Origin of the sequence: Thermogutta terrifontis, assembly GCF_002277955.1 — a bacterium.
Classification (GTDB): domain Bacteria; phylum Planctomycetota; class Planctomycetia; order Pirellulales; family Thermoguttaceae; genus Thermogutta; species Thermogutta terrifontis.
Genome location: NZ_CP018477.1, coordinates 3,173,389 through 3,192,459, shown reverse-complemented (window position 1 = coordinate 3,192,459; position 19,071 = coordinate 3,173,389). Strand labels below are relative to the sequence as shown.

At 58.8% G+C, this 19,071-nt stretch carries 12 protein-coding genes; 5 read left to right on the top strand and 7 right to left on the bottom strand.

Going from position 1 to position 19,071, the window contains the following annotated elements; genetic code table 11:
* Nucleotides 1-124 precede the first annotated feature (124 nt).
* Nucleotides 125-2,668, top strand: a complete 2,544-nt coding sequence (locus tag THTE_RS11875; RefSeq protein WP_095416876.1) for a sodium-translocating pyrophosphatase — start codon at nucleotides 125-127, stop codon at nucleotides 2,666-2,668.
* A gap of 88 nt (nucleotides 2,669-2,756) precedes the next feature.
* Here THTE_RS11875 and THTE_RS11870 read toward each other — a convergent pair whose 3' ends face one another.
* The 5 genes from THTE_RS11870 to THTE_RS11850 all read right to left on the bottom strand — a co-directional run bounded on the left by THTE_RS11870 (nucleotide 2,757) and on the right by THTE_RS11850 (nucleotide 7,883).
* Entirely contained in the window at nucleotides 2,757-3,329 is a 573-nt protein-coding gene (locus THTE_RS11870) for an HD domain-containing protein (RefSeq protein WP_207651701.1), read from the bottom strand.
* 96 nt (nucleotides 3,330-3,425) lie between these two features.
* On the bottom strand, nucleotides 3,426-4,373 hold the full coding sequence (locus THTE_RS11865) for an exonuclease/endonuclease/phosphatase family protein (RefSeq protein ID WP_095415641.1): 948 nt from the start codon (nucleotides 4,371-4,373) through the stop codon (nucleotides 3,426-3,428).
* A gap of 706 nt (nucleotides 4,374-5,079) precedes the next feature.
* Entirely contained in the window at nucleotides 5,080-5,511 is a 432-nt protein-coding gene (locus tag THTE_RS11860) for a chymotrypsin family serine protease (protein ID WP_095415640.1), read from the bottom strand.
* 66 nt (nucleotides 5,512-5,577) lie between these two features.
* On the bottom strand, nucleotides 5,578-6,678 hold the full coding sequence (locus THTE_RS11855) for an IS630 family transposase (RefSeq protein ID WP_095415223.1): 1,101 nt from the start codon (nucleotides 6,676-6,678) through the stop codon (nucleotides 5,578-5,580).
* Nucleotides 6,679-6,776: 98 nt separating this feature from the next.
* Nucleotides 6,777-7,883 carry an Ig-like domain-containing protein gene (locus tag THTE_RS11850; protein WP_095415639.1) on the bottom strand — a complete coding sequence of 369 codons (1,107 nt, stop codon included), beginning with the start codon at nucleotides 7,881-7,883 and terminating at the stop codon, nucleotides 6,777-6,779.
* 1,008 nt (nucleotides 7,884-8,891) lie between these two features.
* Between THTE_RS11850 and THTE_RS11845 the strand changes: the two genes are divergently transcribed.
* From THTE_RS11845 to THTE_RS11825, 4 genes are all read left to right on the top strand, one after another.
* The gene (locus tag THTE_RS11845; RefSeq protein ID WP_095415638.1) at nucleotides 8,892-9,770 is read left to right on the top strand and encodes a biotin--[acetyl-CoA-carboxylase] ligase; all 879 of its coding nucleotides are present in this window, start codon (nucleotides 8,892-8,894) and stop codon (nucleotides 9,768-9,770) included.
* Between the two features lie 272 nt (nucleotides 9,771-10,042).
* Nucleotides 10,043-11,485 (top strand): radical SAM protein, encoded by a 1,443-nt coding sequence (locus THTE_RS11835; protein WP_095415636.1) that lies wholly within the window; start codon nucleotides 10,043-10,045, stop codon nucleotides 11,483-11,485.
* A 557-nt stretch (nucleotides 11,486-12,042) separates the two neighbouring features.
* Nucleotides 12,043-13,185: a bifunctional diaminohydroxyphosphoribosylaminopyrimidine deaminase/5-amino-6-(5-phosphoribosylamino)uracil reductase RibD gene (gene ribD / locus THTE_RS11830; protein ID WP_095415635.1), complete on the top strand. Its 1,143-nt coding sequence runs from the start codon at nucleotides 12,043-12,045 to the stop codon at nucleotides 13,183-13,185.
* A 16-nt stretch (nucleotides 13,186-13,201) separates the two neighbouring features.
* Nucleotides 13,202-15,676 carry a glycoside hydrolase family 10-like protein gene (locus tag THTE_RS11825; protein WP_157732047.1) on the top strand — a complete coding sequence of 825 codons (2,475 nt, stop codon included), beginning with the start codon at nucleotides 13,202-13,204 and terminating at the stop codon, nucleotides 15,674-15,676.
* A 275-nt stretch (nucleotides 15,677-15,951) separates the two neighbouring features.
* Here THTE_RS11825 and THTE_RS11820 read toward each other — a convergent pair whose 3' ends face one another.
* Together THTE_RS11820 and trkA are read right to left on the bottom strand one after the other, a co-directional pair.
* Nucleotides 15,952-17,121 (bottom strand): aminotransferase class V-fold PLP-dependent enzyme, encoded by a 1,170-nt coding sequence (locus THTE_RS11820; RefSeq protein WP_095415633.1) that lies wholly within the window; start codon nucleotides 17,119-17,121, stop codon nucleotides 15,952-15,954.
* Nucleotides 17,122-17,305: 184 nt separating this feature from the next.
* On the bottom strand, nucleotides 17,306-18,661 hold the full coding sequence (gene trkA, locus THTE_RS11815; RefSeq protein WP_237260128.1) for a Trk system potassium transporter TrkA: 1,356 nt from the start codon (nucleotides 18,659-18,661) through the stop codon (nucleotides 17,306-17,308).
* Nucleotides 18,662-19,071: the final 410 nt, after the last annotated feature.

Sequence of the window (19,071 nt, the reverse complement as noted above, 5' to 3'; positions counted from 1 at the left end):
CATGAGGAGATTGCTTTTGTCAACGGCAAAAGGCCTGGCAAAAGCCATTGGATTGCTGGGAGTCGCCGCCGTGGCTACTCCCGCTTGGGCGGAAGAAGCCACTTCTGCTCCGGCCGGTGCATCGATGGGCGCTCAAATTGGAGTGTTCATCTTCTGGCTCATCGGCCTGGCAGGCGCGATATGCGGCCTGTATTTTGCCTGGCGCTTCTTCCAGGAAATGCTCAACTCGGAAAAAGGTAATGAGCGGATGGAGGAAATCGCCAGTTACGTGCGGGAAGGGGCCAACGCCTACCTGAAACAGCAGTACACGGTGGTGGCGGGGTTCTTCGTGGTCATCGTGATCCTGCTCGCGATCGCCGCGTTCGGGCTTCATGCCCAAAGCCGCTGGGTGCCGTTCGCATTCCTCACCGGCGGTTTCTTTTCCGGCTTGGCCGGTTATTTGGGAATGAAGACGGCGACGCTGGCGAGCAGCCGGACGGCCCAGGGGTGCCGCAAGTCGCTCAACGACGGTTTGCGGGTAGCATTCCGTAGCGGTGCAGTGATGGGGCTGACGGTGGTTGGCCTCGGCCTGCTGGATATCTGCCTGTGGTTTGCGATTCTCTACTGGGTTATCGGAATCCTCGGCTACCACATGACTCTGGAACAGATCACCGTCACCATGCTGTGCTTCGGCATGGGAGCCAGCAGCCAGGCGCTGTTTGCCCGTGTCGGTGGTGGTATCTTCACCAAGGCCGCCGACGTGGGGGCCGACCTGGTCGGTAAAGTGGAAAAAGGTATTCCCGAGGACGACCCACGTAACCCTGCCGTGATCGCCGACAACGTGGGTGACAATGTGGGCGACGTGGCAGGTATGGGGGCCGACCTGTATGAATCCTACTGCGGTTCGATTTTGGCGACGGCCGCCCTCGGGGTTGCCGCGTTCGCAACCGGCGAGTTACTGCCCCAGCGGATTTTGGAGCAGGTGCAAAAAGGTGCTCTCGCTCTGGAAACAGCCAAGCTGAACTATCAGCTCGCGGCACTTTTCCTACCCATTGTCTTGGCAGGCGTGGGTATTGCTCTTTCCGTGATCGGGATTTACGCGGTGCGATCGGAAGAAGATGCCAGCCAGAAGACGCTGCTGAAGGCCCTTGGACGTGGCATCAACCTCTCCACCGCCCTTATAGCGGTGGCTACCTTCGTGTTCACGTACCTGCTCCTGCCCGACTTCTGGACTGTCTCGCTGAGCGTTATCGTCGGTCTGGTGGCGGGCTGGCTTATCGGAAAATGGACGGAGTATTCCACCAGCGACGAATACCAACCGACGAAATTCATTGCCAGCCAGGCTCAGACGGGTCCGGCCACGGTGATCATCGCCGGTTTTGCCGAAGGGATGAAAAGCACATGGTTCCCGGTGATCGTGGTGGGTATCGCCACCATCCTGGCCTTTGGCTTCGCTGCTCAGTTCCACTTCAATGATCTGAGCTGGTTCGCGATGGGACTTTACGGTGTGGGTATTGCAGCAGTTGGGATGCTCAGCACGCTGGGTATCACGCTGGCTACCGACGCATACGGCCCCATCGCCGACAACGCCGGTGGTAACGCTGAGATGTCGCATCTGGAGCCCGAGGTCCGTCAGCGTACCGACGCGTTGGATAGCCTCGGAAATACAACCGCGGCGACCGGTAAAGGGTTTGCCATTGGTTCCGCCGCTCTCACCGCCCTTGCTCTGCTCGCAGCCTACGTGGAGGAGGTTCGCGTGGGCTTCGATCGCTGGGCGCACTCGGCCCTCGTCCAGGCTGAACCAGGCCTCTATAAATTGTCCGACAAGTTCGTTGCCGAAGTGACGCCCCAAAAAGATCGCAGCGGTAAGAACATCATTTACGGCTATCTGGCCTTCGGCAACGATATCATTGACCCCGCAGTCGCCGAAGAATGGTCCAAACTAGATGCGTCAAAAGGCCCACAGAAGGTGCCCGACGGAATCCTGGAAAAGTTCACGGACGAGGTGAAAGGCATCAAACGCGAACGGTTGCAGTTCGCCAAGACCAAGGCGCCGCTGATCCGCATCGATCGGGCAACCATGCCGGACTTCGCCAATTACTATGAAGCCCACCTGATGAACCCCACGGTCCTCGTGGGGGTGCTCATCGGGGCCATGCTGCCCTTCCTGTTCTCGTCCCTCACAATGAAGGCTGTGGGTCGGGCCGCCTACCGTATGGTGGAGGAGGTCCGCCGCCAGTTCCGAGAAAAGCCGGGCATCATGGAGGGCACCGAAAAACCGGACTATGCGACACCCGTCCGGATCAGCACCCAGGCCGCTCAAAAGGAAATGATCCTGCCCTCGCTGCTCGGTTTGGTGACCCCGGTGCTGGTTGCGCTGATTCTGGGCGTGACTGGTGTTCTTGGCCTGCTTATGGGGGCGCTCGCCTCCGGGTTCTGCATCGCCGTCTTCATGGCGAATGCCGGTGGTGCCTGGGATAACGCCAAGAAGCACATCGAACGAGGTGCGTACGGCGGCAAAGGCACTGATGCCCACAAAGCGGCCGTCGTGGGTGATACTGTGGGTGACCCGTTCAAAGACACCAGCGGTCCCAGCCTCAACATTCTCATCAAACTGATGAGCATGGTGAGCGTCGTGGTGGCAGGACTGGCCGTGCGCTACAGTCTGGCGGCCCTCGGCTGGTTCTGAAATTCTGAGTTGCTCCCCTTGGGAGCGGAGTTGCTGAATAACTCCGTCGAGGCGGGTTTGCGACCCGCCTCGACGTCTTCTTGATGCGCTATGCTTTCGCAAGCTTATGGAGCTGCTCTACCCTCTCGGCCAGATCAAGAATGAGCGGATTCTGGCTTGCCCGGCGAAGCACCGAAACGATTTCTCGATAATACCATAGAGTTCCCTCTCGCCCGCCACGGAAGTGCTGCCAGATTTCCGGCCCAAACCGGCGCAGCAGCACCAGGAGGTTGTTGACGTTGTCCCACTTATCCGCGGCCACCACGAGCCGCACCGCCGCGTTGGCCTCGGCCAGTCGCCGCAGGAACTGCTCCTTCCTTTCCCGCCAGGGTGGTTTGGGACGCTGGGTTGTGTCGCTGCATTCCCGCACAATTTCCAGGACCTGCGGCCCAAAACGCTGCTTAATTTCGTCCACCAAACCAGGCCGGTTTTGATCCTCCAGCGCGTCGTGCAGCAGCCCTGCGATGGCCTCATCCTCCGTTCCCCCATATTCCAGGACCAGGCCGCACACCCGCAACAAGTGCCCCACATAGGGCGTTTCCGTGACATTTCGAACCTGATGCCTGTGAACACTGACGGCAAACCGCAGGGCTTCGTCGAACCGGGGAGTAAGTTCCAGCATTGTGTGCGAAAGGCTCCTGCTCACCAAAAACGACCAGACGCCACAGGGAAGAATGTCAATTGTGGACGAAGGTGCCAGTTCTTCTTAACCGCAATGTTATGGGGCACCGCCTTCGTAAACGCTGAACTCGGCCCAGACGGGCAAGTGCTGCGACACCTGTTGCGCCTGGGCAGCAGTCAAACGATATTGCCGCATCAGGTCAATGACACCAAATCGGCCCGTGTACTCGATGGTGGCTCGTCCATCGAATGCGATATTGGTACTGCTTTCCGTGCCCGCGATGTTGGTCGGAAACCCCGGGTTGACACAGACCCCATCCGGGTTTCGCAGGGCGACTTTCAGCTCTCGGTCTCCACATGCGAAGAAACCAGCCAGCAGGACGTCATCTTCCCCTCGTCCATCATCCCGCACTGCCCGGAAAACATCGTCCAGCAGTGACATTTCCTCCTCGACGGCAAATGGATCCACATGGACGCTGACCACGGAGAAGGTGAACGCCTGCTCCGGCGGCACGCCCCTGGCCCTAAAGGCGGCCGTCAGCGGGACATGTCGAAAACGCGGTCCCAGCGACTCAATCATCCGAACCGTGCTGCGATCGACTTCCACCGCCCGCAGGTCAAAGATGATAACGCTTCCCCTGGGCAGTCCCAACCGCAGGGGCTCGGGGACCGTCACATAGCTGAAATACTGATCTCCCTCCCGAACAGTATCCATAACTGCTGCCAGCACCGCCCGCTCACGGAGGTCCACTCCCTGAAGCACGGTGATGTCGAATTGTCGAACAACCCCGGCAATCGCCCGCAGAACGCCAGACTCTGAGGCTTTGACCATGTCCAACGGAGTTACATCCCACACGGCAAGGCGAAACGTCTTCTGTACCTTGGCCGGGGGAAGCTCCGGCACCATCGGATCGGGAGTCGCTTCCTGCTTCTTCTGGCCGCCTGGCCAGCCGGTTGGCAGACGAAATTGCTGAAGCCGTGGAATGACCAACCAGGCCGCGGCGATCCCACCCAGTAGTAAGACCAACGAGTACAATCTCGGCATCGGGTGTCCGAGGACCTTGCCTCACCTATTCTTACGCTCGTACTCTGCCGCACTCCACACGTGCCCCAGCTCCGAGGGAATAGATGACGAAAATAATGTCAGCGCACAACACGCCCGGGCCCCTTCGGCATGCATCGGTCGAGTGCAAGCCAGCCATGCGAAAAAAAGCCCCCACCGGCAGTTCCCGCACGATCAAACCAAGCCTGGAAGAGTGCACAGTTTAACTTCGGGGAATGGCGACTACATCGCCGGAAAGGTGCGGAATCCTGCTCCGGGAAAAACGTGACGTGCCCCGCAGCTCGTTCTGCCGAGTGCCCTGCCGGTGCCCAATCGCGGGGACCTCTGTGCTTTCCGCAGAAAGCCCAACCTACCCCTGGAACATTCGCAGTGAAGGAGATACGGTAAGGACCGTCCGGGCCGAATTCCACACTTTGCCGACTGCCGCGCTCAGTACGGGCCACTCGCTTTTGAGCCTTGAACGCTTTTCAGCTCGGCCAGCGCAAACTTCCGTGGAGCGGTACGAATGACGTGTCGAAATCGGCCGTAATCGCGCGCCACCAGCCCTGGAGATCAGCGTCTCTGGTCAGAGGCGGCAGGACGACATCGGGCCGGGCTTTTCGTCCCGCCAGTCAAATCCAGAAAGATTTTTTCACGGCTCAGCGAAACGTCTGCACCGCTTGCGGGCTTTCAAAACCGTTGGCCATTTTTATTTCCATTGGCCGTATTCCCCATCGATTGTCACGTTAGAACCGAGTCGAGAGCTCAGTGCCTGAAGCACGTCTTCGATCCGATTGGCCACGGCATACGTTCCGTCGGAGTTCCCCGCGAAGAGCAGTCCCACCGGCCTGTTGGCATCCAATAGGACTCCCTCCGACTCCGACAGTGTGGCTTCTTGTGTCACCAGCAGCGAACCCGAGTCGCCCGGAAGGATAAAGGCACTCGGACTTTGGACCACAATTTGGTTCACAAACCGAGCGGTGCCACGGCTGTAGGACACAAGGATTGTCGTGTTGATGCTGGTGATCGTGCCCATGGTCCACCCTGTGGTGCGACCGTATTTCTGGACGGGAAAGGGAGTCTGCGAAATCTGCGAAACTGCAAACAAAGTAGCCAGATCCTCGTTGCTGATGTAATCCACGCTGGGCGTACCGTAGCCGTCTTGGGGTGTACTAGTGCCCTTTCCGGTCGAACAGTTTCGCGCGTGTTAGGCTGCTGCGCGGCAGGTGGATGGGGCGTTTCTTCGGAGGGAGGATCGCCAAGGCTCGACGGCTATCGCACGGCGGCCGTTGCGCCAAGCCAAATACCTCCGGATAGCTTGCTCCTGTTCTTCATGACTCCGATAGTCGCTATTGTCCAGGGCAAACTTCTTCAGTCCCGTGAACTGGCACTCGATCCGATTCAGCCATGACGCATTGGACGGGGTAAGGTAAAACTTCACATTGTTCGCCCGGGCCCATGCCCAGACCTCTTCCTTCAGATGGGGACTGTAGTTGTCCATCACGATGTGTAACGTTTCGCTCTGCGGGTAACGCCGCCGGAGCCACCGGAGAAATCGCAAGAACTCGATCCAGGTTTTCCGGCTGTAGAACCGGCCCAACAACGTGCCCGTTTCCAGGTCGTAGGCCGCCAGGAAATGGCGAACTCCACTGGTGCGGCGGTAGGTGGCTCGCAAACGCTCGACCCGCTTGGTCCCCGCTTTGGCCAGGCAACGGCCATGGCGTGGCTGGAGATTCAGGGGGCCAAACTCATCGACGCAAATCCGCCGACCCACCGCCGGCCGACGCTGGTAAAGTCGGCGAATTCGCCGGTATTTAGGCCAAAACTCCGGGTCCGTTGACTCCTTCCACGTCTTGGTCCGCCGCCAGCGAATGCCACAACGCTTCAGCAACGTGCGCAGCCACTCCAAGCTGATGTACGCAACGATCTTCTGGCTCACCAGATACTCCCGCAACTTGCTCAGCGACCATTGTGTCATCCCGATCAAGGCCTTCGGCGAGGAAAGGGCCACCTCGACGATCTGCTCGACCACCTCGGCGAGGAATTTGCGTGGGCTGCCACCAGCCTGGTAGTACGGATGCCAACTGATCGCCTCCAGCCCGCCTTGGTTAAAGCGGTGAATGATCCGTCGCACCCACTGCGGCGTGCAGTCGACCCGCTGGGCAATTTCGCGGTTGCGAACCCCGCCGGCGGAGAGCAGCACAATCCGCGCATGACGGCTATTGACATGATTAGACAATTGTCGTTTCATTCTATGGAGCTCTTGTCGCTCGTAGCAGGTGATCGGGCGAACATGAACCTTGTCCATTTTCCGGTCTCCACGTCATTGAGAGTCTTTTTGAACCACGCGACGTGGAGACCCTTTTTGTCTAAACTCCCCGAATTCTCCAAGACCAATTCTTGCCCCTACCAAAAACGCGAAACTCCCGAACCGGAAGGGGCACTAGTGGCTACCAGCGGAGTTTCACCATCCAATCCCCACCGTTTGACTTCGGCAATGGCCGCATCAACCTTATTGCTGGCGAATCGCGAAAACGTGATGGGCACGTAGGCAGTCAGTGTGCCCACAATTTGCCAGGCATAAGGAAATGTACCAGCGGGCATGTCATACAAGCCTGGTTGAAGAATCCAACTGTTCAGAGGGGCGGTATTCTCCAGCGCGAGCACGTGGTTGTTGCTCAAAATAAAAAGCCTACCGGAAGAATCCTTGAGACGGCAGCCGATTGTCCCGGCCGACGCTTCATACTGATTGCCCACCGACACACCGATCGGCGACACCGCAGAGTCTTCAAACCGATCTGGAGAGTACGCCGGTGGCTCACCACGCGTATTGTCGATTGCGATCGTCACGTTGTGGCTGGCTGTTTGCCCCTTGGTATCGTAGGCAACTGCCCAGAGGATGTAACGTTCGTCCGGTACTGCGGTCGTATTCCATGTACACGACCAGCCATCGCCGCCGTTCGTATCCGTAGCGAGCAGTTGTGGAACTTTACCGCTATAGTACGCATCGTACTGCTGATAGTAGAATTCGACCTTCGTAACACCCTTGTCATCCGTGGCGTTGACTTGGAGCGTTACCTCTCCCACCACGGTTTCTCCGTGCTGCGGGGAGACGAACGTTACGGTCGGGGGCTTATCGACCGAGGGTTTAGTCGCCGATGGTTTCACAGCGGCCGGTGCAGCGGGAGCAAGGGCATGGAATTCTCCGGTTGGAACAATTTCCACGTCGGCCCCATCGAGCTTCCGCGGGACTCCAGCAGGCCGGCCGTGCTTGGTAAAGACCTTCAGCACAGGATTGTTCTTGGCGTCGACCCCGATACCGACTCCCACCACGTCAGGTAACTCCATAAGGGCGTCGCTGTGACGTGCATGGGCGGCCGCAACACGGCCCAGCCGTTCCCAGCGATCCTCCGGCGGTTGGCCGGCAGCGATTCCAAACGTCACCAAGGCGAGCAGCAGAACCAGCCCCGCCTGCTTCCCCAACCAGCACACGAGATGGCTAAACCATTTCATAGCGCACCTCCCCCATGGCCACGAGGTTGTAAAACGTACACTTAATACTTATCCCTCGGCTCCAGGCAGTGCACGATTATTGCAATTGGTTTCCCGGCGACGCGAAAGCTCAGCGGGGTGACAAAAGTTAGGCACAGTGCAGATCAGTCCTTGCCGACCACTCGAGAAATGTTAGCACCTTAAGCCGACGATGAGCGTATGCCACTTGCCGAGAAGTGTCAATACCCCCCATGTGGCGGAGCGCGGTGTCGAGTGACGCTCGGTGGAGTCTGGTGTCGATTGCCGCGTTGGGGGATAACTCTCCAAGCTGCCCGGTTGGCAAAATCAGTTTTCTGGAGCCACCACGTCTCGGCGGACGGTTTTCCGACTCGTTTTCCTGGCGGAAGCGTGCTCGAGGAGATTGAAAATCCGAGCATGGCCCGGGAACTGCGAGGAAGAAGAGCATGCGGTAGCAGAAGGCCAGTGGTGGAAGACAAAAACCCAGGCAGCAGAGAGGGTGGAGCCCCTTGCGTTGCAGACGCTTTCGTCCAGAAGGCGAGTTAGGAGATTGAAACTGGACAAATCAGGAAAGGTCACAGGAGAAGAATCAGTGGGTGCGTCGGGCAGGCAGGCTGGAAATAGGTGTATTTGAGAGACAGCAAGCTGATCCTTGAAGGAAAAAATGCCTCGGAACGGCGTTTTGTGGGCTTGTAATGCTCACTCCGCGCAGACCGTCATCTTGCATGAGCGTTTTAACGCTTGCGCAGTTTCACAGCCTGTAACGGGCTTCTCCACACAGACCGGGCACGACAGGCGTGCCCCCCTGGGAGGGACCTGCTTGTCAGGTCCATTTTTCCAGGAGGGATGATCCGCGGACGCTTGTTCTTCGGGTTTCGGCGAAGGCGTACGATCCCGATCGGAGGAAGGGCGGAACCTGAGAAGCCGTAAGCACGGATTTCCGACTTCCAAGCGGGTTCCAAGCGGGGCGAGAATGTTGTACCAGACCAAACGTGAGAAAGGAATCGACCAATGCAAGAGAGTTGCCCACCACCATTGGACCTTGCTAGAGTCATCCGAGAAACTTTTGTTCAAGATGGTGAAGTTTGGCAAACAATAGACTCTACAAACAATTGGGCCAAGACACTTATTCTACGCCCCGATCTCCCACTGCCATTTCTCGTGGCGGCCGAGCATCAAACAGCGGGAAGGGGACGGGGCAGCCGCCGTTGGTGGACCGGGCAGGGAAGCCTCGCCTTCTCAGTGATCCTGGCCCCGCCCATGTCACCCAGTAGAACGCCTACCCCCCCAAGTGAGGCAACGGGTCAACACAATCGGCTGAAAACATCTGAAGAAACTGAGTCCGGGCAAGGACCCACCGCGGGCTTTCTTGGACTCCTGGGGGCTCTGAGTGTCTGCCAGGCCATTCGGCCCCTCGTGCCACCGACAGTTCCCGTGGGGCTTCACTGGCCGAACGACGTGTACGTGGCGGGACGAAAAATCGCTGGAATTCTCGTCGAGGTGGCCGCCAACCAGCGCGCCATTTTTGGGATTGGGGTGAATGTGAATAATATGGCTCGGGAAGCCCCCAAGGAGCTTCAGCCTATCGTGACCAGCCTCCGCGACATCTGCGGTACCTTCTTGGACCGAACCGACGTGCTGATCAGCATTCTTCGTCATATGGAAAGCCATCTCGAAGCTCTTTCGCACAATCCCGCAGGCCTGACCAGTGAGGCAGATCGCCTCTGTCTCCAGAAAGGGCATCAACTCATCCTGGAGACAGAGAAACAGCAATACGAAGGAATTTGCCGCGGTATCGACGGCACAGGTGCCATTCTCCTGGAAACACCCGAAGGCGTGCGCAAGTTCATGAGCGGAACCATTGTCCGCAGTCGCGAAATGCTGGAGTAATAAGCCACCCACAACGTAAATGATTCGCTTTGTGGTGATCATGGGGTGGTTTGTCCTTTGTGTTCCACGGTTCCTAAAATTGAACAAGGATCGGGAAAAAAGGGACATCACGATCTGGTACCGCGAATCCCGGCCCGGCCCGGCACTCAAAGTTTCGCAGAAACTTTTGTTCCTTTCCTTGCGGGTAACCGTTCATCAAAGAGTCCCAAGAATATTTGTGACGGGTGATTCTTCCCGAGATAATCGACCGGCGAACTTACGACCGCAGCTTTATGAGCACAAACACCGTTATTGAACAGAACATCGACTGGGGGTTTTTAGAAAGATACCTCGCCGAGCGGGATCCCCATTTTGCCCGGCACTGGGAGCTTTTGCGCGAGGCCCGGGCGAGTCTCGAAGAGAATATAATCGTTTCTCGGGGAGAAACCGGACAGACCATCGCTTCCTCCTTCGCCGAGCGTGTGGAGCGACTGCGCTACCAGCTTCTCCATGAGCGGGAAGAAGTCCTTGACGGGGAGGACTTTCGTGCCGCCGAGATGCTGGACCTCCTGTTCGCCCGGCTCAGTGGCCAAGGTGATCGAACTCCGCGCCGGGCAATCCAGGTGGTTCATGACGAGAGCGTGGCAGCGGAAGCAGTGGCTCAACTGGAGGCATGTCTGGATCGCCAGCGACCTCTCGAAGATGTGCTGGCCAGTGCCCGACGGCTGACCCGCGAGCATTTTGCTGTCTCTCCCACCGTGCATGGAGGACGGGAACAGGATCAGGCCGGTCCGAACGGTTCGACGGGCTGGCGGGTTCTTGTGTACGCTCCCCTTTACTTATCGAGCTACTGCGTGAACTACTGTCTGTACTGCGGATTCCGCTTTCCAGAAAAGGTACCGCGGCGGTGGCTCACGACGGAAGAGGCCCTCGAGCAGGCACAAATCCTCACAAACCGGGGAATGCGACACATCCTGCTTGTTGCGGGAGATTATCCTCAGAAAACCGACGTTGAATACTACAGCGAGATCATCCGGGCGATTCGAGGGCAATTTCCCGTCAGTCTTGCGGTTGAGATTGCCCCACAATCCACGGCCGGATATGCGGCCCTGGTGGAAGCCGGCATCATTGGGGTGACCCTCTACCAGGAGACGTACGATTGGCAGCTTTATCAACATTTCCATCCCCGCGGGCCCAAATCGCACTATGCCTGGCGACTCGAAGGCCTCGAGCGAGCGGCGGAAGGCGGGGTGAAGCGTTTGGGGTTGGGAATTCTGCTTGGGCTGGGCGATCCTTTGCCCGATGCCAAAGCCATGGTCCGCCACGCGGCCTATCTGAAAGAGCGATTTGCTGATCGTCGCATCGCGTTCAGCCTGCCGCGGATTCACGAAGGGCCGGCCGACTTCGTGATTCCGCATCCTGTGGATGACGAAACTCTCATCCGCCTTTACTGTGGGTTGCGGCACGCCTTTCCTCAGGCCGAATTGGTCCTTTCCACGCGGGAGCCGCCCTCACTGCGAGATCTTCTCGCCCAAACATGTATCACCCAAATGAGCGCCGCCAGTTCCACGGTGCCCGGCGGTTATCGCGCAGGTGCAGAGGCTGTGGAAGACCAGGACGGTGGTCAGTTTCCCGTGGTGGACCGACGTCCGGTGGAAGAGGTGGTGGCCATGTTACGAGACGCCGGGCATCATGTGACGTGGCAGGTTCCAGAGTTCGCGCCAGTGACAAAGTGATATAAGGCACAACAATTCAGCGAGTGTGTCGAACTGCCATCAGCGTCGATCGGGATACCAGCCTGCTTCTGACCTATTCCTTTGTTAAGGAGTTAGGAAAAAGCGAAGCTTGAATGCGTCGCCGGGGAAATTTGCGGATTATCCCTCCCGAAATCTGACGGCGTCTGGTCTCGTCCTAGCCAAAAAGATTTCTGTTTCGGTACAATATCCGGCGTGGGTTCTTCGACTGAAGTAGTAGCTGTCCTGATGTGACGAGCAGTATATCCCGCGGAGGGGAAGCCGCGAGCTGACCCGGTGCTCAGCCCGACCGGTGCGCTGAGACGAAATATGGTCGGGACGGAGGCTGCGTCTTTCTTCGGGAATGTACAGGGCGCTCGGGATCGAAGGGGCTGCGATCTCACAGCGGACAGAATGCGCCACGTGCGCGATGGTCCCGGAAAGTAAGAGTCCGGACCAAGCTCCGGTCGCGGGAAAACAAAAGTGAGCGCGACGCAAGATAACAGCGTTTGTTCTCGCTCGCGTTGACAACATTTTTGTTTGCAGCAAAGGGGAGCACCATGGATCAGATGGAACTCGATGCCTGGCACATGCGGCGAGCGTTAAGCTTGGCGGCTCTGGGCAAGGGCGCTGTGGAGCCCAATCCGATGGTGGGCTGTGTCATCGCACGAGGGGCCGAGATTATTGGCGAGGGGTGGCACCGCGCTTATGGTCAGCCGCACGCGGAGGTGGAAGCCCTTCGCATGGCAGGCGACCGGGCAGCCGGAGCCACAATGTATGTCACGCTGGAGCCTTGCTGCCATTTTGGTAAAACGCCCCCCTGCACGGATGCCATTATTCGGGCGGGGATCCGTCGTGTGGTGGCCGCCATGGCGGACCCCTTTTCGCTTGTCCACGGCCAGGGAATCGCTCGTCTGCGAGAAGCCGGGATCGAAGTCGTTGTCGGCCTCATGGAGCAGGAAGCGCGACGTTTGAACGCCCCCTACCTCAAGTTGCTTTCCACGCAACGGCCGTGGGTGATTGCCAAGTGGGCGATGACGGTTGATGGGAAGATCGCCACGGCGACTGGGGAAAGCCGATGGATCAGTGGGGAAGAATCGCGTCGAAAGGTTCACGCACTTCGCGGCCGTGTGGATGGAATCGCGGTAGGGATTGGCACAGTGGAAACGGACGATCCGCTGCTGACGGCCCGGCCGCCTGGCCCCAGAATTGCCGTGCGCATCGTTCTGGACTCACGTGCCCGGCTGTCGCCCCACAGTCGTCTCGTTCAGACCGCCCGGGAATTCCCTGTCCTGGTCGCGGTGTCAGCACAAGCCGACGGCGAGGCTCGCCGGAAGCTGGAGGCTGCCGGATGCGAAGTGCTGGAATGCCCCGGTAAAACACGGTCCGAGCGTTTGCAGGCCCTCCTTGACGAACTGGGACGCCGCCGCATGACCAACGTCCTGTTTGAAGGCGGAAGCCAGGTGCTCGGTGAGCTGTTCGACCATCAACTCGTGGACGAGGTGCACGTGTTTGTTGCTCCCAAAATTGTGGGCGGTCAAAATGGGCGGACACCCGTAGCGGGGAGGGGTGTGACAAAGATGGCGGAGGCCCTCCACCTCTCGAATGTAACCTGGGAACGCGTCGGGGATGATCTGTATCTGCACGGCTACATCTCGCGTTCCGCGTCGGATATCAATCATTTGGCAGGCACGACAGATTGATACAGGGAGACATCGCATGCAACCGCTGGTCTGCCGACAAAATCTAATTGGCTTGACACTTGCCCTGCTCGGCTTGCTCACCCTGCCCGTGGTAGCGACGGCGCAAACCGCGGGGACGCAGGAAATCGTCCTGGAAGGCGTAAATTACGGGAACGAAGCGGAGGCTCAGGGGGCGTGGCATCCCAGTGAACGTACGGCACCGGTACGGCTTGTCCGCGAGGACGGCACGGTGGCTTTGGAAGTCGCCCTGCCGTTTGCGTCTCAGCCAGCCTGGCCGCGAAGCGTCCATGACCGCCGGGTATCGCTGGATCTGTCGCGCCCCGGCGAGTTCCTGTTGGAAGTTTCGGTAGAGCCGGTGGAAGCTGTTGGGTATATCTCGCTCTATTTTCGCAGCGGGGAGGGTTGGTATGCTGCCTCGGGTAGTGTGACGCGACCGGGGCGTCAGGTACTGCGATTCCGCAAATCCGACTTCCGTACCGAGGAACGTCCTCAAGGGTGGCACCAGATCGACGGTATCCGTATTTCATTTTGGCGGGGCCAGAACCTGGATGGCCGGGCGCGAATTTATCGCCTCGTTGCCGTCCGGCACGCCATCGCGATTCTCGGGCCAGCCGCAGCGATTTACGGCCGCGATCCCGAATACCGCACCGCGAGGGAAACCCTCCAGCGATTCGCCAGGCTGCTTGATGACCTCGGCCTTGAGTACGACGAATGGGACGATGCCTCCCCGAACCCACAGATCTGGGCGGAACAGAAGGTCATCATTGTGCCCTATCATCCACGTCTGACCCCGGACGCGACCAAGGCGCTGGCCGAGGCCATCCGACAGGGAACCCGGGTGTTTCTCAACTACCAGGCGCCGGCGGAGTTGCTCGGGCTGCTGGGAATTGGAAAGACCCGATGGGTGGGACAGCAGTTCCCGGGCCAGTTCGCGGAAGTGCGTTTCGACCGCCAAATTCTTCCCGATCTGCCCGAGGTAATGCGTCAAAGCTCGTGGAACGTCACGGAAGCGGAACCGGCCGCTGCCGATGCGCAAGTGATTGGATGGTGGTACACGGCTTCAGGTGAAGCGACGCGAAAACCGGCCATGATTCTTTCACCCCGGGGTGCGTTTTTCAGCCATATTCTTCTAGACGGGGACACAGAGAATCAGCGGTTGATGCTGGCCGCCGTTCTCTCCGCACTGCTTCCCGAACTGAAAACCGAAATCACCCGGGGACTTTTGACACGAGCGGTTCAGGTGGGGCATCTGACCAGTCTCGATGAGTTGCGCGCCTGGTTGAAGACGTATCTCCCCGATTCCACCCATCCAGCCTGGCAATCTTTCGCAGAAGCCGAACAAAAACTTCTTGCCGTTCGTGAGGCCCAATCGCAGGGAAAAGCACCTTCCATCAATTTGCGAGAACTCCAGCAACTTCGGGGAAAACTTATTCAGGCGTACCTGTCCGCCCAGCCAAGCCCCCATGTCGAAGGCCGAGCGTACTGGAATCATTCCGGGCTGGGCGCCTACCCTGGCAATTGGGAACGCACAGCCAGGGAACTTGCCGAAGCGGGCTTCAACATGGTGCTGCCCAATATGCTGTGGGCCGGTCTGGCTCACTATGCAAGCGACATCCTTCCACGAAGCGAAGCCTTCCAAAAATACGGGGACCAAATTGAGCAATGCGTGGCGGCCTGCCATCGGCACGGCCTGGAGGTGCACGTGTGGAAGGTCAATTTCAATTTGAGTAACGCCCCGCAATCGTTCATTGATCAGATGCGGGCAGCGGGGCGGACCCAAATGACACGACGCGGCGAACCCAGCAACTGGCTCTGCCCCTCGCATCCAGAGAATCAGCGTCTGGAAGTGGAGACCATGTTGGAGGTCGTCCGCAAGTACCCGGTGGACGGCATCCATTTTGACTACATCCGCTATCCCGGTCCTGACAATTGTTTTTGCCCGGGCTGCCGCCAGCGATTTGAAGCCGAAATGGGTGTGAAGGTCGCCCAATGGCCACACGATTGTGTCTCGGGCCCCCTGCGTTCCCAATATCTGGAATGGCGACGGCGGAATATCACGCGGGTGGTGGAGGCTGTTTCCCGGGAAGCCCGCCAGATTCGGCCGGGAATCAAAATCTCAGCTGCCGTGTTTGCCGAGTATCCGGCCTGCAGGGATTCTGTCGGTCAGGATTGGGTGAGCTGGGTTCATGCGGGCTACCTCGACTTCGTGTGTCCCATGGACTACACGAACAACCACGAACAGTTTGTCCGCTGGGTGAAAAACCAGTGGCAGGCCACGCAGGGAAAAATTCCCATGTATCCCGGGATCGGCGCTTACCGACTGGATGGTCCCGATCAGGTGGTGGCACAGATTGCGCTTGCCCGGCTTGCCGGTGTTCCCGGCTTCACCATTTTCAACCTCGATGAGCAGTCTCCCAAGACGATCTTCCCCGCGGTGAAGATGGGCGCTACCCGCACTCCGGCGACACCGCCCCACCGCACGCGGCGGTAACCACAACGCGTTGGAGAAACACGGAGCCACCTGCCCATCACGTTCGGCTGTCAGTTTGGATAATTCACCTCTCTTTCTCTGGACACGACCAGCGTGCCCTTCCGGAGATCCGCTCGCCAGATCCCCGTTCCAGCGCTGGATAGTGGCCCCTTCACCGAGTGGGCACTCTACGCTTAGTTCAGGACTGCGGTTACACCTACGGGCAATTCACGGATTGCCTCCGCAAGACGGCGAGTCTCTGGCGCCGGTAGCAGATCCCGGAAACGCGGGGGTGGTCAACTGTGGCGAGCGATTTCTGTAACGGCCTGGATTGCTGCATCAATCTCTTCCCGTGTGGTAAAGGGACTGAAACTAAAGCGGACGGCCCCACCTCGTTCCACGGTGCCCAGCGTCCGGTGCATCAGGGGAGCACAGTGGATCCCCGATCGCACCTGGATGCCGTAGTGCAGATCGAGGATACCCGCTACTTCTTCCGGAGAATACCCCTCAATATTAAGGCTCACCACGCCCACCCGTTGTTCTGCAGACGGAGGACCGTAGAGCGTTACCCCCGGCACTTCCTTCAACCCAGCAATGAGCTGGGCGGTGAGGGCGATTTCATGCTGGCGGATTTCCTCCAGGGTACGGGCTTCCAGGTAGCGAATGCCCTCCACAAGGCCCGCTAGCCCAGGTGCGTTGTGATTGCCGGGCTCGAACTTATCGGGCAGGAAGTCCGGCTGGCGGTCTTCGTCACTGCGGGAGCCGGTTCCTCCCATCCGCAGCGGCACCAATCTCTCTTCGATCCTGGGAGCAAGATAGAGGACGCCGGTTCCCATCGGTCCAAGGAGCCCCTTGTGGCCGGGAGCCGCCAACAAATCGATTCCCAATTCCTTGGGAAAAAGTGGCAGATGTCCCAGCGACTGAGCCGCATCCACCAAAATAATCGCCTCGCAATGCCGCCGAACCAGTTTGACGATTTCTTCCAGCGGCTGAAGTGTTCCCACCACATTGGACGCGTGGTTGACCGCCACCAGACGCGTCTCCGGGCGAAGTGCTTTTTCCAGTTCTTCGAGAATCACAAACCCGCGGGGATCGCAAGGAATGCGATCCACCTGAACGTGATGATATTCCTCGTAAAACCGCAGCGGGCGAAGAACAGAGTTGTGGTCGGCCGCCGTCGTGATGACGTGATCGCCCGGCCGCACCACACCCCGAATCGCCATATTGAGCACATCCGTGCCGTTGAATCCGAAAACAATGCGATGAGGATCCGATAGGCCCAGACACCGGGCCACTGCCCGACGCGCCTCAGCCACCACGCGGTCGGCCTCCATGGCATCCCGATATGTGCTGCGCCCCGGCGAGCAACCGAGGTTCCGCTGATAGGCCTCGACCGCTTCATAAACGGCTGGTGGTTTCGGCCAGGTTGTGGCTGCGTTATCGAGATAAATGCGTTTCGTGGCCATATTATTATCCCCAAGAAGGGTTTTTCGCTGGTCTGCGTTAACACTGTGGCCTCAGCCCCTCCTCCCGATTCCCACGAGCGGGACCAACGGACCCATGACTCAGGGCAGGTGACGTCCGGTCAGAAAACCGTGCCATGCTGGAGATGCTCCAGCCGGAGGGCAGTCCGGGGTAAAGCGACACGCTTCACTCCGGCGGCTGGAAGAACGTGAGCATCTCATCGATCATGTCTTCGTGGACCAGGACGATCACCGTGTCACGCGGTTTGATGCGGTCGTCAGCTGCCGGAAGCATGGCAAAGCCCTCGCGGATGACCGCCGCAATGAGGCACTGTCTCGGCAATCCCACTCGTGCCAGCACGTGTTCGGTCACCGGTGCCCCTTCCACGACCTCGAGTTCCATGACGAAAACCTTCGAGCCGGGCACGAGCGGCTTTTTGGAGACCACCACCCCGGTGGTGAGATGGGCTTCCACTTCTCTCCGCACAACGTCGGGAGGAGTCGTGACGTGGTCCACGCCAAGCTTTGTCAGAATGTAACGGTAATCCGAACGGGCAACCACTGCCGCCACCTTCTGGGCCCCGAGTTCTTTGGCTTCCACACATGCCAGAAGGTTGTTCTCATCGTCGCCCGTACAGGCTACGAAATAGTCGGCACTGCCCACGCGTTCCTCTTCCAATGCCGCCCGACTTCGAACGTCACAGCAGACCACCGTCACGTCGCGGAGGTGGCTGGCCAAATACTCGCAACGCTCTCGATTCGACTCCATCAGGACCACATTGTGGCGTGGTCCTTCGAGGAGGCGAGCCAACTGAAAGCCGGTTTCCCCACCTCCCGCAATAACCACCCCCAAACGCTGGGGGGTCTCCGTCTCGAACAAGGTTTTCACGACATCCAGCTCGTCCCGCCTGCCTAAGAGCGCGACTCGATCGCCAATTTCAATCGAATCCTCCGGCCCGGCAATGAACAGCTTGCCCTGTCGCAGTACCGTCCCCACCCGGACGCCCCGAGGCAACCGGAGTTCCCGGAGCGGAACCCCCACTCCAGGGGCTTTTCCGCGGATTTCAATTTCCTGCATTTCCAAGTCGGCCACAGTGAAGATTTCAATGCTCAGGGTACCGGTACCGCGGACCACCCTTGCAAGGTCCAGGGCGGCCAAACGCTCCAGGCTGACGAGCCTGTCAAGACGGAAGTGATCGCGGTAGTCGAAGGTACTGGTATCCAGAATGTTGGGGGAATACACCCGAGCGATGGCTCGCCGCGTTCCCATCGCTTTGGCCACGCTGGCCCCAACAAGATTCACCTCATCGGAGTTGGTCACCGCCAGACACAGGTCAGCGTCCGTGGCTCCCGCCTGGAAGAGCAGAACCGCATCGGAGGCCGATCCCACAAGTGCCCGCACATCCATGGTCGCGTTGATTCGATCGACAGTCTCGCGGTCCTGATCGATCAACGTCACCCTGTGGTGTGGGGAAAGGAACTCAGCAATCGAGCTTCCAATCGTACCTGCTCCCAGGATCAATATTCGCATAGTGTTGGGCATGGCTGCAATCACAAGACTGCCCCGAATGTTAAATCAGTCCGAAATCCGCCCCGAAAACTCGCTGTCCAGGAATTGGAACACCGAGACACAAAGGCATGCCTAAACACTGCATTATATCTTGTTTGACGGTTCTTAACTCTGCGTCCGCCCGCCTTGCAACAGTTGTGCCCGTTGAAAACAAGCTGTGTCGCCGGGCACAACAAGCGCTACTTCTAGACGGACTTGCCTGGCTGGTCCGCCCATTAACTCGCGCCAGGGCCAAGCAACGTAGCCCACTGGACAATTAGAGGAAGACAGACACTTCGGTTCCTGATGTTGGCACGATGAGAGTTTGGCTAGTCGCTAGCTGTGGAATTGCGAGACTTGCGACTCCCCCACCTCCGACACAATTCCGACGACCCACTGCCATG